Genomic DNA, 15,009 nt, shown 5'->3' on the forward strand with positions numbered 1-15,009 from the left:
GTCCGCCGTTTGGATCCGGTCCCGCCGGGGAAGGACGAGGGAAGCGGCGTCCGTCGCGAGAGAGGAAGACATGCAGGGCTACGCACCGCTGCGTCCGCGCTTCGCCGACGTCTCCCGCATCGCCGTGCTGCGCGGCGGAGGCCTCGGCGATCTGCTCTTCGCCATGCCGGCGGTGAGTGCTCTGCACGCCGCCTACCCGGGCGCGGAGATCGTCCTGCTCGGGACGCGGGGGCATGCCGAGCTCCTCGACGGGCGGCCCGGCGGGGTCGATCGGGTCGAGCCGCTTCCCCATGCGCCGGGCGTCCATGACGGCGCCGGCGCCCATGAGGACGCCGACCGCTTCCTCGAGCGCCTCCGCCGCGAGCAGTTCGATCTCGCCGTGCAGCTGCACGGCGGCGGCCGGCACTCGAATCCTTTCCTGCTGGCGCTCGGCCCGCGGCACAGCGTCGGCGCCGCGACGCCGGACGCCGTACGTCTCGAGCGCACGCTGCCGTACGTCTACTACCAGCACGAGGTCGTCCGCGCCCTCGAGGTCGTGGGCTTGGCCGGTGCCGGTCCCGTAGAGCTCCAGCCGTCCCTCGCGGTCCGCGCGGACGAACGCGCGCGCTCGCACCACCATGTCCCGGCCGAGGCGGAGCCCTTCGCCGTCGTCCACCCCGGCGCCTCGGACGTCCGCCGTCGCTGGCCGGTGGACCGGTTCGCGCACGTGGCGCGGGGTCTTCTGGACGACGGCCTGCGGCTCGTGATCATCGGGGCCGCCTCGGACCAGCCCATCGAGGCCGCACTGGCTGCGGCCGTCGGCGAGCGGGACGGCCGCGTTCTCAGGCTCTCGGGACGCCTTCGCCTGGGTGAGACGGCGGCGGTGCTCGAGCGGGCCGCGGTCGTCGTGGCCGATGACAGCGGCCCGCGTCACCTCGCGCAGGCCGTCGGTGCGCCCACGGTCGGCATCTTCTGGTTCGGCAACGTCGTGAATGCGGCGCCGTTCGATCGCGAGCGCCATCGCGTGCACCTCTCCTATGTCACCGCCTGCCCCGTCTGCGGCAGGGACGTCACGCAGGTGGGGTGGACCGCCGAGCGGTGCGACCACGACGTGTCGTTCGTCGCCGACGTCGATCCCGTAGCCGTTCTCGCCGACGCCCGCAGCCTCACGGCCACGAGCTCTCTCCGGACGGCGTCACCAGCAGTTCCCGCACCTCGACCCCCTGCGGCCGGGTGAGCGCGAACAGGACCGCCGCTGCCACCTCGGCCGGATCGTTGAGGCTCGCGTCCGGGCCGGGACGGTACTGCTCGTCGCGGTCGTCGAAGAACGGGGTGCGCATCCCGCCCGGGATGAGCGTCGTCACGCCGACCCTGCCGGCGGTCTCGGCCGCCAGCGCCCGCGTGAACCCGAGCACTCCGAACTTCGACGCGCAGTAGGCCGTCGCGTCTCCGGCACCGCGCAGTGCGAGCGTGGAGGCCACGGTGACGACCCGTCCGTGGGATTCGAGCAGGGAGGGGAGGGCGGCGCGCACCGTGGCCGCCGTGCCCAGGAGGTTCACGGCGATGACACGCTCCCACTCGATGGGATCGACGCCGTCGAGCGGACCGCATCTGTCGATGCCGGCGGCGGTCACGACAGAGTCGATCCCGCCGTGACGGGCGGCGATCTCGGTGATCGTCCGTTCGATCTCGCGCGTGGCCGAGACGTCCGCCCGGTGGCTCTCGTGGCCGGCAGGCGAGGCCGCGAGGTCGAGCACGATGGGAGTGCCGCCCGCCTCGGCCACGGCGTCGGCGACGGCGGCGCCCAGCCCCGAGGCTCCGCCCGTGATCAGGGTCCTGCCGGGCGTGCGGTCGTCGCGTCGCGCGCTTCGCGTAGCGGGGTCCGCGCCGGCTGTCGAGGTGATGGTCATGTCGCTGTCCTTCCCGCCGCGGGTGCGGCGCGTGGGTCCGGGAGGGCCGCCCGGCCGGTCAGGTTGGAGCGTCAGCTCACCGCCTGAAGGGAACGGATGAGGGAGGCAGATGCGGCATCCGGGGCCAGCGCGGCGACTCCGCCGGCGGCCAGGAACGCGCTGCATGCGGCGACCGCCTCCGCCAGGGCACCCACGACGGACTCCCGTCGCGCCAGTGCGAGCGCGACCGCCGAGGAGAACCTGTCGCCGGCTCCGCACGCATCCGCGACAGTCACCTGCTGCGCGGGCAGGCGCACCGAGCCGCCGTCTTCGAGAGCGGCGGCCGCCCCATCGGCGTCGAGGGTCACGACGACGCAGGCGGCGGCCCATCGCCGACGGAGCTGGTCGGCGGCACGCATCGCGTCCTCGGGGCTCGTCAGCGCACGCCCGCACAGTCCCGCGGCCTCGCTCCGATTGGGGGTCACGATGCGGCATCCGTCCACGGGCTCCGCCCCGCGGGGATGCGGGTCCCAGACGACCGGGATCTCGCGGGCGCGAACGCCGAGCGCGGCACGGACCTCGGCGTTCGCGAGCAGGCCGCGGCCGTAGTCGGCGGCGATCACGATGTCGGCCGCGCCGATCGCTTCGACGACGGATGCTGCGCGCCGCACGGGAGCGACCGCGCCGCAGCCTTCGTCGATCCGGGCGACGGGATGGCCGTTCGCGTGGAGGCGGGTCTTCGTCGGGGTGGGACCCTCCAGCGCCGCAGCGACGAGGTGGACTCCGCTCAACGCCGCGCGGATCCGCGCGGCGCCGGCGTCGCCCGACAGTGCTGTCGCGAGAGTCGGGCGCACTCCGTCGGTCGCGAGCAGCGCAGCGACCAGTCCGGCGCCGCCGGCCCGCTCGCGCCGATCGCTCACGTCGACGACGGGGACGGGCCCGTCGGGTGAGATCCGGGTGGAGGCGCCCGAGAGGTCCACGTCGAGCAGGGTGTCGCCGACCACGACGATGCGGGCATTCATGGCGCCCTCGTGATCTCGTGCTCGAACACGACGCAGAGGGCGTGCACGGCGACGAGCTCCGCCTCCTGCACATTCGCGGCGATGCCGGGCAAAGCGATGCCGTCGTCGCATGCGGTGTGCAGCGGGTTGGGTGCGGGACCCGTCATGCTCCAGCGGAGCATGCCGATCGGCGCGGCCGCTGCGGCGGCCCTCAGCAGGTTCGCGCTCGCCCCGCTGGTGGACAGCAGCAGGAGCACGTCACCGTGACGCCCGTGCGCCCGGACCTGGCGGGCGAACACCTCGTCGAACCCGTAGTCGTTGCCGATTGCGGTGATCGCCGAGGTGTCGGTGTTCAGCGCGATCGCGGAGTACGGGCGACGGTCGTCCCGGAAGCGGCCGGTGAGCTCCGCGGCCAGATGCTGGGCCTCCGCGGCGGAGCCCCCGTTTCCCGCCACCAGCAGCCTGGCCCCGCTGCCCAGCCGGACCGCCAGTTCGCGTCCCCAGCGGTCCAGTCGCGCCCGCTCGCCTTGCAGTGCCCGGATTACCTCGGCTGCGCCGCCGAGGTGACGGTCGAGCGTGAGCATGCCGGCGGCAGGGGTCGCGGCATCCGTCGTCCTCATCGGTGATCCCCGTCGCGCAGGGGAGTGCGTGCTCATCGCCTGACCTCCAGGGAGCGGGCGTCGGGCGCGGCGGCGTCGGCCATCGTCGCCGCATACGCCCGCTCGGTGTCGGCGGCCACGCGCTCCCACGCGTAACCGGAGACCACGCGGCGTCGTCCCGCCGCGCCGAGCCGCGCGCCGCGAGCGGGATCGGCCAGCAGTTCGGCGATGGCGTCGGCGACGGCACCGGCGTCCCGGGGCGGGACGTGCAGGCCGGTGCGCCCGTGCACCACGGTGTCGATGAGGCCGCCGACGCCGCTGGCGACGACGGGCCGCCCGCAGGCCATCGCCTCGAGCGGCACGATCCCGAAGGGCTCGTACCACGGCGCGCACACGACGACATCGGCCGACCGGTAGATGGGCGGCAGCTCCGCCTGCGGGAGCTGCCCGCGCAGCTGCACGCGGTCGCTCACGCCGAACCGCTCGGCGAGGCCCGCGAGCCGATCGAGCTCGGGGTCGCTGCCGCCGGGGGGTGCCCCGCCGCCGACGATCACCAGCTCGGCGTCGGTGTCGAGCATCGACAGCGCCTCGATGACGGTGCCGACGCCCTTGCGCGGCACCATCCGCCCGACGACCAGCACACGGGGCCGCGCGGAGCGCTCGGCCACCGGGCCGTCGGGCTGGAAGTGCTCGACGTCGACTCCGCACGGGATCACCGAGATCCGTTCCTGCGGCACACCGAGCTTCTTGAGCTCGAACGCCTCGTCGGAGCACGTGGCGATGACGCGATCCGCCGATCGCCCGACCTCGGGCTCGAGCCACTCGCGCTCGGGGGGACTGGTGTCGGCGGCGCCCTGATGCCGGCGCTTCACGACGCCGAGCGCATGGAAGGTCTGCAGCACCACGGGGGAAGGGCTGCTGGCCTTCGCCGCCGCGAGCGCGGCGACGCCCGACATCCAGAAGTGGCCGTGGACCACATCGGGGGCCCAGGTCCGCCAATCCGCGGCGATCCCGTCGGCGAGCGCAGGGATGTGCGGGAGCAGATCGTCCTTCGGCACGTGCTCGGGCGGACCCGCATCCACGTGCACGACCCGCACGCCGCGCGCGAAGACGACGCTGCGCGGCAGGTCAGGGTCGTCGCGCCGCGTATAGACGCGGACCTGATGCCCGCGTCGGCCGAGGGCCGCGGCGAGAGCCGCGACGTGTACGTTCTGACCGCCGGCGTCCTCACCTCCGAGGGTGGCGAGAGGGCTGGCGTGTTCCGAGACCATCGCGATGCGCATCATGTCTCCTTCCATCGGTCCGGCCGGTCGCGTCCGTCGAACTCGACGGCTCCCGGCCCGGGTCGGCGTTGCGCTTCTTCCTCGATGACCGTGTTCCAGTCGGCCAGGAACCGGCCCAATCCGTACCGCTCCAGCGCCGCCTGCCGGCCGACGGCGCCCAGCCGGGCGGCTTCCTCCGGCTCGGCCAGCAGCCACCGCGCCGCGGCGACCAGCTCCCCGACATCGGCCGAGACGAATCCGGCACCCGGCGGGATCGCGCGGGGCGCCTCGGTGCTCTGCACCGCGACCACCGGCATGCCGAGGTGCATCGCCTCCAGGAGCGACAGCCCGAGTGAGGTCCAGCGCATCGGGTGGATGTAGAGCCGGCGACGCGCCATCGCGGGGTGCAGCTGCGCGGCGGGCAGATCCCCGCTCGGACGCAGCGCATGGGGCGACATCCCCAGGGCTGCCGGGAGCTGGTCGGCGCCCATGCCGAAGGCGTCGATCGGACCGGCCTCTGCGAACAGCGGCAGCAGGTCGGTCCCGGTGATCCGTCCGCGGCGCACCGGCTCGTTGACGACGAGCGCCATGCTCGGGAGGTCGCCGAGGTACTGCTCGCCGGGATCCGGGATGCCGTGCTCGATGACCACGCAGCGCGCTCGGCCGGCATCCCACATGAGCCGGTTGAAGTGCGTCACGTGGACGATGGCGATGTCGTCCTGGTCGGCCAGCGGATGCCTCGTCGTGGCCGCCGCCGGTTTCGGGGCGTTGTGCTCGACGAAGACGGCCGGCACGTCGCGGCCGGGCCGCCGGCCGAGCAGCGCCTCGGCGAGCACCAGCTCCTCGGTGCGCTGCAGCACGACGATGTCGACATCTTCCCCGTGCAGGTCGTGCAGTGCGACCTCGCGCGCTGCCGGCCAGCTCCGGCCAGCCAGCCCCCGTCCCCATTCCCCGGCGTACGGGTCGCGCGGGATGAGGTAGTCGTGCGGCCCGCGGACGAACGCGTCCATCCAGCCGCCGTGCACGTGCCACGCGAGGACCCTCATGCCGGCACCCCTTCCGCCCGCCGGTCGCGCACCGCGCCGGGCGGCCGCCGCAGGGCGAGCGCGGCCTCGGCGACGACGGACGCCGGAACCTCCGAGAGGCACGGATGCCCGGGGACGGGGCATTGGCGTGCGCGCGTGCCCGCGCACGCGGCATCCGTCGCCCCGAACATCACCACGGCAGAGCCGAAAGGCCGCCAGCAGCGCTCGTCGACCACCGGCGAGAAGAGGCTCACCACCGGGGTGCGCACCGCCGCCGCCAGGTGGGCGGCGCCGGTGTTGCCGGCCACCACGACGTCGGCGGCGCGCAGCACGCGCGCGAGCTCGGGCAGCGAGGTGCGTCCGCCGAGGTCCACGGCGCGACCGGCGGCGACGCTTCGAGTGAGCGCCGCCTCCTCGCGCCCGCCGGTCACGACGACAGCGGCTCCGGCATCGGTCAGTTCCCGCACGAGTTCCCGATGACTCGCGCGCGGCCAGGCGCGCGCCGGGACGGCCGCCCCCGGGTGGACGGCGATGTATCGGGCCGGCAGCCCGGTGGGGGGTTCCGGCCCGAGCTGCACCGCGGGGCGCGCGTCGTCGCCCTTCGGCAGGTCGAACCCCGCCGCCCGGGCGATCGTGAGCGCCCGGACCACCTCGGACTGGGACTCGGGGAAGTCCTCCCCCGGTTTCAGCCGCACGTCGAGCAGCGCACCGGCGTAGTCGACGGATGCGCCGGCGATCCGCGGCACACCGGCCAGCCGGAGCAGCAGCGCCAGCGGCAGCGGGCTCTGATGAAAGGAGGTCAGGATCACCGCGGCCTCCGGCCGCACGTCGCCGACGATCCGCCCCACGGCGTCGATATGACGCCGCGTGGCCTGCGGCGGCGGGTCGGCGATCCAGGGCGCGTCCCACACGTGCACGCGCTTCACGCCCGGCAGGAGCCGGGCCGCCGCCTCGCCTCGCGCACCGCAGAGCACATGCACTTCGGCGGCGGCGGCGATCGCGCGGATCGCGGGTCCGCTCAGCAGCATGTCGCCCAGGCTGTCGAGCCGGGCGACGAGCACCCGCGGCCGGGTGGGGACGGCCGTCATCCGTCGGCCCCCTCCGCCAGAAGGACGCGGACGGCGTCGACCGCGGTCTCGGCGACCTCGTGCGCAGCGCGGATCTCCTCGGCACGAGTGGCTTCGGTGGGGACCAGGATGCCGCGCACGCCGGCCGCGTCCGCGGCATCCATGTCCGATCCGATGTCGCCGATCATCGCGGCGGCGCCAGGCGGGACACGCAGCGCCGCACACGCCGAGGTCAGCATGCCCGGCGCGGGCTTGCGGCACAGGCAGCCCGCATCCGGGACATGCGGGCACATCCGCCACACGTCGAACGGACCGAGGACGGCCTCGACCCGGGCGTTGACGGCCTCCACCTGCGCCCGCGTCACGAGCCCGCGTTCGATCCCGGACTGGTTCGTCACCACTCCGATGCGGACGCCGTGCGCGCGCAGCAGCGCGAGTGCCTCCGCCGCCGTCGGCAGCGGCTCGACGCGCGACGGGTCGCCGTTGTACGGCACGTCTCGGATGAGCGTGCCGTCGCGGTCGAACAGCACGGCGTGCGGGATGCGGCGGCCCATGCCCTCGCCTTACCCATTGCCTTCGGCTCTAAACGGCCGCGGCAGGGGCTTCCCACCGGCGACCGGAGGTGGCATCCTGTGCCGATGCCAGACCCCGGCGATCCGCGCGACGTGCTCCTGGCGCTGCGCGCGCTCAAGCTCGGCGACCTCCTCGTGGCGGTTCCCGCGCTGCGCGGGCTCCGCCGCGGCTTCCCGGATCACCGCATCGTGCTGGCGACGAGCGCGTGGCTGCGGCCGATCGTGGACCTGGTGCCCGCCGTCGACGAGCTGCTGCCCGCGCAGGGTCTCGACGCCCCGCTGGACGTCGGAGGGCGAGCGGTCGACGTGGCAGTGAACCTGCACGGGCGGGGGCCGGAGAGCGGCGATCTGCTGGACCGCCTCGAGCCGCGGCTCCTCGTCGCCCACCGGCCCGACGCGCCAGATGGTCCCGAGTGGGTGGACGGCATCCACGAGCGCACGCGGTGGGTGCGGCTGGTTCGCGCCTGGGGTGCGCCGGCGGCGGAGACGGATGTCGCGATCACGCGCCCGTCGATCGCTCCGGCCGCCGACGGCGCCGTGGTCGTGCACGTGGGTGCCTTCTACGGCGCGCGGCGCTGGCCCGTCGACCGGTTCGCCCGCGTCGCGCGCACCCTCTCTGAGCGAGGCCACGACATCGTCGTGACCGCAGGCGGCGAGGAGCGACCCAGGGCGGAGGCCGTCGCCGAGGCGGCCGGTCTGCCGGAAGACAGCGTGCTCGCGGGGCGGCTCGATCTCACCGGGTTCGCCGCGCTCATCGCCGCGAGCCGGCTCGTGATCACGGCCGACACGGGAGCCGCGCACCTCGCGTCGGCGTACCGGCGGCCGTCGGTGGTGCTGTTCGGCCCGGCACCGCCCGAGGAGTGGGGACCGCCGCCCGCAGGCCCGCACATCGTGCTGACGGAGGCGGCGCTGCGCAGGGGCGACGTGTTCGCCGACGACCCGGACCCCGCCCTCCTCGCGGTCGGCGCCCGAGCGGTGATCGCCGCGGGTGAGGAGCTGCTGGCGGGCGGAGGACCCGCACGATGAAGGCGGCGAGTGTTCGGGTGTGAAGAACGGCGATTCAGGCCGCGAGTGGAGCGGCGATGCGCGCGTCTGCGGCGGGTCGGCGCCTGCGTGCGGCCGCAGGCGACGCCGCGACCCGGGCAGCTGACGCACCGGTGCCCTGGGGTTGTTCGAGCCGGGCGCGCAGGCGCCCGAGGATGCCGGCCAGCAACCGCGAGACCTGCATCTGGGTCACCCCGATCCGGGCGGCGATCTCGGTCTGCGTGCACTGCTGGACGAACCGCAGGTCCATGATGAGCCGCTCGCGCGGCGTCAGATCCGACATCGCGGCGCGCAGCGTGATGCGCAGCTCGGCGCGCTCGAGCGCCTCGTCGATGACGCCGAGGGTGTCGGCCACCGACTCGGCGTCGACGCTGCTGTTCACGGGGGCGTCGAGCGAGCCGGGCCGCAGGTTCTCACGGGCGCGGGCCGCTTCGCCGACGCGAAGCGCGGAGCTGTGCAGATGCCGCGCGACCTCGGCCGTGGTCGGGGTGCGTCCGAGCATCTGCGCGAGTTCCGACTGCGCCCCGTCCAGCCGCCCCGAGAGCTCCTGCACCCCGCGGGGCGGGCGGATCACCCAGCCGGTGTCGCGCAGGTAGCGCTTGATCTCACCGGCCACCGTCGGCACCGCGAACGCGAGGAAGCTGTCGCCGACGTGCGGATCGAACCGCCGCACGGCGAGCACCAGGCCGATGCAGCCCACCTGCCGCAGGTCCTCCTGCTCGCGGTACCCGGGAGCGACGCGCCGGGCGATCCCCGCGACGACGTCGAGGTTCCCGAGGACGATGGCGTCCTCGGCCGCGCGCCGTCTGCCGCCGCTCAGGTCCGGCAGCTCACGCAGCCGCGCGTCCGTCCACCGCCGCCGCCCGAGGCGCTCTGCCGCGTGCTGAGGTGTCCTTCTCGCGTCCATCTCCGCCCTCCCTCATCCGCTTCTCCGTCCGGGAAGAGAAGCAGTGGTTCGAGAAGTCGGCGAGGTGGTTGCCAAGAAGGAGAAGGAGTAGTAGTCGCGGCGGTCGCTCTCGTCCGAGTCGAGCGAAGGAAAGCCGGGCGAGTCGGGCCGGCGACTCCTTCACACGGCGATGGACGCGCCGGCCAACTCCTCCATCTGCGACCACACCCGCGCGACCCGCTCAGGGTCGGCGTGCGCGGTGTGCGGGTTCGGGTCGAGTCGCACGGGCGTGCCGCGTGTCCCGCTCTCCGGGCCGAAGAACTGGCCGCCGATGGCGGACGGATCGGTCAGTGCCCGGACGCCCGACCAAGCCGCGGCGTCCTTGCCCTGCGCCCACGGGGTGAAGGGATTGCGGCGTCGCTGCGTCCGCGGATCATAGACGCCGGGTCGGGCGGGGGTGCGGGCGTCGACACCGACGCCCGGATGCGTCACGATCGACGCGACGGGGAGCCCGCCGGCGCGCAGTCGCCGGTCCAGTTCGTACGCCACCAGCTCGGTCACCGTCTTCGCGTGCGTGTAGTCACGGAGGAATCCGCGCTGCCGGGCGGTGATGTCGTCGACATCGAGCCGGAACCGGCGCACGAAACCCGTCGAGGCATGGACGATGCGCGCGTCGACGCCGGCGTGCCGTCCGGTTTCGGCAAGCTTCGGAAGCAGCTCGGCCGACAGGGCCAGGCCGGCGACCGCATGCGTGCCCAGCATCAGCGGCAGGCCATCGACGGTCGTGACGCCGCCCGCGCGCTCCATCGTGCCGCCGTTGAGGAACAGGCCGTCGACGCGTTCGAGCGCCGCGAGTTCGGTGGCCGCACTCCGGACCGAATCGAGGGAGGCCAGATCGAGCGCGACGGTCGAGACGGACGCGCCGGGGACCTGGGCACGGATGGCGTCGCGCGCGCTCTCCCGCTTGGAGGCGGAGCGCGAGGCGAGCACCACGTGGGCGCCTGCCCCCGCCAGTTGCTCCGCGGCGAAATAGCCGATGCCGGCGGTCGCACCGGTGATGACGTGGACACGGCCGCGCTGATCGGGCAGGTCGACGGGGTTCCAGGGCATGGGGGGCTCCTCGAGGTTCTCACTATACGGATGAGCTATCCGCTTAGACCGTAGCATAACCGGATGGCTCATCCGCTTTCGGAGGTAGGATCGACGCGTGAGCCCTCAACGCGCCGATGCCGCCCGCAGCCGCGCGCGCATCCTCGCGGTCGCCCGCGAGTGCGATCCGGCAGACCTTCGCCTCAACGACGTCGCCCGCCTCGCCGGCGTCGGCGTCGGCACCGTCTACCGCCATTTCCCGACGGCGCACGCCCTCGTGGAGGCGGTGGTCGCCAGCGACCTCGAGCGCTATCGAGGACTCGCCCTGCGCGCCGCCGCCGAACGCGACCCGGCCGCGGCACTCGATCTGCTCGTTCGCGAAGGGCTCGCGCTCCAGCTCGCCGACGGTGGGCTGCAGACGGTGCTCCTCGCGCCCCGAGACACCAGTGATGACGTCGCGATGCTGAAGCGGGAGCTGGAGGACGTCGCCGAATCCGTGGTGAGCGCCGCACGTGAGGCCGGCGTCGTCCGTACCGATCTCACGACGGTGCGGCTGCAGCGCCTGGTGTGCGGCATCGAACATGCCGTCCGTATCGGCGGGGGCGCGGACGCCGACTTCTTCGTCGATGCGATGCTCGACGGGCTCCGCCCCGAGCCCCCCGAGAGGCCTGCCCCGTAACTGCCCGGCTGACTGGTGCAGCGTCCCCGGCGGCGCCTACAGCCGTGTGCCCCCTCCGCCGCGGAGCGTGAGTGTGCGCGCGGCGGGCTCGTCGGGAAGGCCGAGCACCAGCTCGCCCGCCGCGGCATCCCATGCCACCTCCGTCGGCAGGCTCTTCGGAAAGACGACATCCACGTCGAGCTCGCGGCCCGCGTACCGCGCGAGCGGTATCCGCACCTCGGCCGGCCCGGATCGTCTCCACACCGTGAGCAGCTCGCCCTCGTCGTCGCTCATGCCCAGCGCGAGGACCGCGTCATGCCAGCCCGGCAGCCCGAGAGGCCAGAAGGGCACGGCGGTCCTGATCCGCTTGCGCGTCTCGCGGTACGCCGCGAGGCTCTCTTGCACGAGTTCCATCTGCTCCCTCGTGAGGAGGTCGATGCGCCCGCCGAGGTGGACGCGCCCGAGCAGGCTGTTCGCGAGGGAGAATGCGATCCGCTCGTCCGGCCACGACGGGTCGGGGTACGCCCACACCGCACCCTGTTCGGGGGTGACCGCCGTCGGCGCGGCAGCGGCGATGCAGGCAGTGAACAGCGGGTCTTGGTTGTCGCTCGTCGACTGAACGGGATGCACGGCGAGCGTCGCCGCATCCATCCGCTGTCCACCGCTCGCGCAACTCTCGATCACGAGCTCGGGGTGGCGATCCATGAGATCACGCACCCAGGCGAGCAGCGCGCGCTGATGACCGAGCTGGCCATCGCCGGGGCTGTCGGCGTCGACGTCGGTGCCCTGCGTGACGTCCATGTTGTAGTCGAACTTCAGATATCCGAGCCCGAGGTCGGCGATGAGTCTCTCGACGGCGGTGTCGATGTGCGCGAGCGCCGCCGGATGCCGGAAGTCCAGCTGCAGCCTGCCGGACTCCATCACCGGTCGCCCGTCCCGCTGGAAGAACGCATCCGCGGGGAGGCGAGCGGCCACAGGACTTGCGACCGAGACGACCTCCGGCTCGAGCCAGAGTCCGGGAACCAAGCCGGCGTCACGCATGCGGCGCGTCATGGCATCGAGGCCGTCAGGGAAACGCCGACTCGACGGCTCCCACGAGCCGAGGTCGTCCCACCAGGTTGCCCCGTCGGTGTACCAGCCCGAATCCATGCAGTAGATCTCGGCGCCGGCGCGCCGGGCGGCGTCGACGAACGGGGGGATGTTCTCGCTCGTCGGATCGCCCATGAGGGCGTTCATGTAGTCGTTCACGATGACGGGCAGCGCGTCGTGGTCGGGGTGCGGGCGTCGCACTCGGCGGCGTGTTCGGGTGAGGGCAGCGAACAGCGCGTCGTCGTCGCCGCCCAGCACGAGGGTCGCCGGCACGGAGCGGAACCGCTCTCCGGGCAGGAGTCGGCGCATCCAGGCGTGGCTCTGATCGGTCGGCCCGCTCGCCACGAGGTAGACCGCGCCCCCCTGATCGCCGAGCTCCCAGCGCCAGGCTCCGTTGTGCTCGATCTGCCAGAGGAGCGACCGGGCGCTGTCGCGAGAGCGGAGGATGCCCATCGGAAGGTGTCCACCTGTAGACCAGCTTCCCCGCTGACCGAGCGCGAACGACGCACGCGAGCTCGGGATGCCCCACGTGTCGAGCCCGGCATCGTCGAGGCCGAGTTCCGCGGGCGTCCGCCGTTGCCAGACCATCTCCCGGAACCAGGTGTTGTGCGCGAAACCCACTTCGTGGTCGTGCCACCACGCGGCACCGGGCTCGGAGATGCCGCCGAGCGAGATCGAGGACACTGCCCGGAGATCGACGGGCCGATCCCCGGCGACGACCTCGGACTCGCACCGCACGACCGGCAGGTCGTCCCAGCATGACCAGCGCGAGATCACCAGGATCCCGGACTCGGGATCGCGCGCCGTGACCTCGAGGCGAGACATCCCGTCCTCATCCCACTCGCGATGCTCCAGGAAACGCAGCCGACGGCCGACCGCACTGCCCATGAGCCGCTCCGAAGACGAGGTGCCCGAACCCTCACCGTCGATATGGACTTCGGCGACGGGAAGTGCGGATGCGGGGTCAGCGGCGGTCCCGTCGCCCGCTCGCGCCAGGCGCCGTACGGCGGGAGCCGCGTCCCGTCCTCGAGCGATGTCCATCTCGATGGGACCGGGGCGCCAGGCGAGCGTTTCGGTCTGCGGCAAGAGTGCTCCTGGAATGGTGGCGGGTGGTGGGGACCGGGGGCGATCCGGATGATCGCCCCCGGTGGCGGTCGGTCAGCTCGCGTCGAACGCGGTCTGCCAGATCTCGACGTACCGGGTGACGCCCAGGCCGTCGAGCCCCTGCAGATATGCGTCCCAATCGGCGTCGCTGTTCGGGTCGCGCACCCCGGTGACGAACTCGGCGGTCGCCGTGGCGACGTTGCTCTCGACGTTCGTCGTGAGCGTGGAGAGTTCGCTCGCCTCCTCGGCAGGGATCCAGAGGTTCCAGTACGGGAACATGGCGTCGGACTCCTTGCCGTCGTAGAGATCCGTCGCTTCGAACAGGCGCCGCTCGAACCCTTCCTGCGTGTAGATGTCCAGAGGCTGCACCTGGGAGTTGCGCCACTCGGCGGTGTCGAAGACCTGGGCCATCGGCCCCCAGTTGCCGTTGTAGTCGGCCTCGTTCTCTTCGTCGAGCGGCAGGTCGAAGAAGCTCGGCTCGAGATCCGGGTCGAGGGCGACGTCGCCAGGCTCCGGGGCGCGCCATCCGATGTTCTCCTCACCCTGCTGGCCGCGGAGGTGACCCTCCGGGCTGAAGATGTAGTCCATCATCTCCATGATGATCTTCTGCTCCGTCTCGTCGGCCGCCTTCGTGATCACGAAAGTGGCGCCGGGCACGCTGGGCAGCTGGTAGGTCGTGATCGGACCCGCGGCGCCGTCGAGCGGCGGCACGGGGTTGTACTGGTTGTCACGGCCGTCCTCTTGGCCGATGCTCACCCCGATGCCCGGATGGATCGCCGTGAAGCCGCCCACGAGGACCGCCTGGGCGGAGTTGCCGGTGGCTTGCATGGTGTCACCGCCCTGGGAGAACGACGCGGGGTCGATGAGGCCCGCCGCCCACATCTTGTTCAGGAACTTCAGGCCCTCCCGCCAGCCGTCCTGCATCGTCTGCATCTGGACGGTGTCGCCATCCAGTCCCAGCGAGATCGGCTGGTTGTTCGCGCCTGCGCCGGTGTTGAACGAGTTCGAGATGAAGGCGTTCATGATGAACGGCACGATCGACCACTGCGCGCTGCCGGTGATCGGGATCTCGTCGGCGACACCATTGCCGTTCGGGTCGCCGGTCTTGAACGCCATCATCACGTCGAAGAACTCGTCCGTGGTCGTGGGCATCTGAAGCCCGAGCGTCTCGAGCCACTGGGTGTTGATCCAGAACTTGTACGGGTACGAGCAGTGATAGCAGTCGTTCCACTGCGGAAGGCCCCAGATCTTCCCGTCCGGAGCCGTCGCGAGAGTCTCGAAGCCCGGCTCGGAAGCGAGCGCGTCGGCGATGTTCGGCGCGTGCTCGTCGATGAGATCGTTCAGCGGGAGGATCACACCTTGGTCACCGTAACGCTGCAGCTCCGCCTGCGTGAACTGCGATGCCCAGGGGACGAGCATGTACGCCTCGGGAAGCTCGCCGCCCGCGAGGGAGACCTGTCGCGCTTCGGTCGCTGCTCCCGAGTCGTAGCCCGTGGTCTGGAAGTCGATGTCCACGTCGAACTTCTCTTCCAGCAGCCTGGTGAACGAGTTGGTGTTGAGATCCATCTGGCCGCCCTGCTCGCCGAAGATGGTGATGACCTTCTGGTCGTCTTCGGCGCTGGCGGTGCACCCGGTGAGCGTGATGCCCACCGCGGCCGCCACCGCAAGGCCTGCGAGCAGCCGAGGGCGTCGGAAGACTCTCTGGGACGTCGATTGTCCTGTCATGATCGTGCCTTTCTCTGGGG

General features: G+C 72.5%; 14 protein-coding genes. 3 read left to right on the top strand and 11 right to left on the bottom strand.

Annotation, left to right across the window (positions count from 1 at the left end; genetic code table 11):
- Positions 1–70 precede the first annotated feature (70 nt).
- The gene (locus JNB61_RS17935; protein WP_220290178.1) at positions 71–1,216 is read left to right on the top strand and encodes a glycosyltransferase family 9 protein; all 1,146 of its coding nucleotides are present in this window, start codon (positions 71–73) and stop codon (positions 1,214–1,216) included.
- Here the strand turns inward: JNB61_RS17935 and JNB61_RS17940 are convergent.
- The 7 genes from JNB61_RS17940 to JNB61_RS17970 all read right to left on the bottom strand — a co-directional run bounded on the left by JNB61_RS17940 (position 1,146) and on the right by JNB61_RS17970 (position 7,376).
- Positions 1,146–1,889, bottom strand: coding sequence for an SDR family oxidoreductase (locus tag JNB61_RS17940; protein WP_220340522.1), 744 nt, complete (start codon positions 1,887–1,889; stop codon positions 1,146–1,148). The two genes, JNB61_RS17935 and JNB61_RS17940, sit on opposite strands and share 71 nt — an antisense overlap.
- Before the next feature lie 71 nt (positions 1,890–1,960).
- On the bottom strand, positions 1,961–2,890 hold the full coding sequence (locus tag JNB61_RS17945) for a bifunctional heptose 7-phosphate kinase/heptose 1-phosphate adenyltransferase (RefSeq protein ID WP_220340523.1): 930 nt from the start codon (positions 2,888–2,890) through the stop codon (positions 1,961–1,963).
- Positions 2,887–3,489, bottom strand: a complete 603-nt coding sequence (locus tag JNB61_RS17950) for a D-sedoheptulose-7-phosphate isomerase (protein ID WP_220340524.1) — start codon at positions 3,487–3,489, stop codon at positions 2,887–2,889. Before JNB61_RS17950 ends, JNB61_RS17945 begins: the two co-directional genes overlap by 4 nt.
- 32 nt (positions 3,490–3,521) lie before the next feature.
- Complete coding sequence (locus JNB61_RS17955) at positions 3,522–4,751, bottom strand: glycosyltransferase (protein ID WP_220340538.1); 1,230 nt, start codon at positions 4,749–4,751, stop codon at positions 3,522–3,524.
- On the bottom strand, positions 4,751–5,776 hold the full coding sequence (locus JNB61_RS17960; protein ID WP_220340525.1) for a glycosyltransferase: 1,026 nt from the start codon (positions 5,774–5,776) through the stop codon (positions 4,751–4,753). Before JNB61_RS17960 ends, JNB61_RS17955 begins: the two co-directional genes overlap by 1 nt.
- Positions 5,773–6,843, bottom strand: a complete 1,071-nt coding sequence (locus JNB61_RS17965; RefSeq protein WP_220340526.1) for a glycosyltransferase family 9 protein — start codon at positions 6,841–6,843, stop codon at positions 5,773–5,775. Before JNB61_RS17965 ends, JNB61_RS17960 begins: the two co-directional genes overlap by 4 nt.
- On the bottom strand, positions 6,840–7,376 hold the full coding sequence (locus tag JNB61_RS17970; RefSeq protein WP_220340527.1) for a D-glycero-alpha-D-manno-heptose-1,7-bisphosphate 7-phosphatase: 537 nt from the start codon (positions 7,374–7,376) through the stop codon (positions 6,840–6,842). Before JNB61_RS17970 ends, JNB61_RS17965 begins: the two co-directional genes overlap by 4 nt.
- Positions 7,377–7,460: 84 nt before the next feature.
- Between JNB61_RS17970 and JNB61_RS17975 the strand changes: the two genes are divergently transcribed.
- Complete coding sequence (locus JNB61_RS17975) at positions 7,461–8,420, top strand: glycosyltransferase family 9 protein (RefSeq protein ID WP_220340528.1); 960 nt, start codon at positions 7,461–7,463, stop codon at positions 8,418–8,420.
- Between the two features lie 34 nt (positions 8,421–8,454).
- Here the strand turns inward: JNB61_RS17975 and JNB61_RS17980 are convergent, their stop codons facing one another.
- The gene (locus tag JNB61_RS17980) at positions 8,455–9,345 is read right to left on the bottom strand and encodes a sigma-70 family RNA polymerase sigma factor (protein WP_220340529.1); all 891 of its coding nucleotides are present in this window, start codon (positions 9,343–9,345) and stop codon (positions 8,455–8,457) included.
- Positions 9,346–9,504: 159 nt separating this feature from the next.
- Positions 9,505–10,434: an SDR family NAD(P)-dependent oxidoreductase gene (locus JNB61_RS17985; RefSeq protein ID WP_220340530.1), complete on the bottom strand. Its 930-nt coding sequence runs from the start codon at positions 10,432–10,434 to the stop codon at positions 9,505–9,507.
- 97 nt (positions 10,435–10,531) lie between these two features.
- Here JNB61_RS17985 and JNB61_RS17990 point away from each other — a divergent pair, with 97 nt between their 5' ends.
- Positions 10,532–11,092, top strand: coding sequence for a TetR/AcrR family transcriptional regulator (locus tag JNB61_RS17990; RefSeq protein ID WP_220340531.1), 561 nt, complete (start codon positions 10,532–10,534; stop codon positions 11,090–11,092).
- A gap of 36 nt (positions 11,093–11,128) precedes the next feature.
- Here JNB61_RS17990 and JNB61_RS17995 read toward each other — a convergent pair whose 3' ends face one another.
- Together JNB61_RS17995 and JNB61_RS18000 are read right to left on the bottom strand one after the other, a co-directional pair.
- Positions 11,129–13,246, bottom strand: coding sequence for a glycoside hydrolase family 36 protein (locus JNB61_RS17995; protein ID WP_220340532.1), 2,118 nt, complete (start codon positions 13,244–13,246; stop codon positions 11,129–11,131).
- Positions 13,247–13,318: 72 nt separating this feature from the next.
- The gene (locus JNB61_RS18000; protein WP_220340533.1) at positions 13,319–14,989 is read right to left on the bottom strand and encodes an extracellular solute-binding protein; all 1,671 of its coding nucleotides are present in this window, start codon (positions 14,987–14,989) and stop codon (positions 13,319–13,321) included.
- Positions 14,990–15,009: the final 20 nt, after the last annotated feature.

The organism is Microbacterium ureisolvens (assembly GCF_019511645.1).
Lineage (GTDB): Bacteria > Actinomycetota > Actinomycetes > Actinomycetales > Microbacteriaceae > Microbacterium > Microbacterium ureisolvens_A.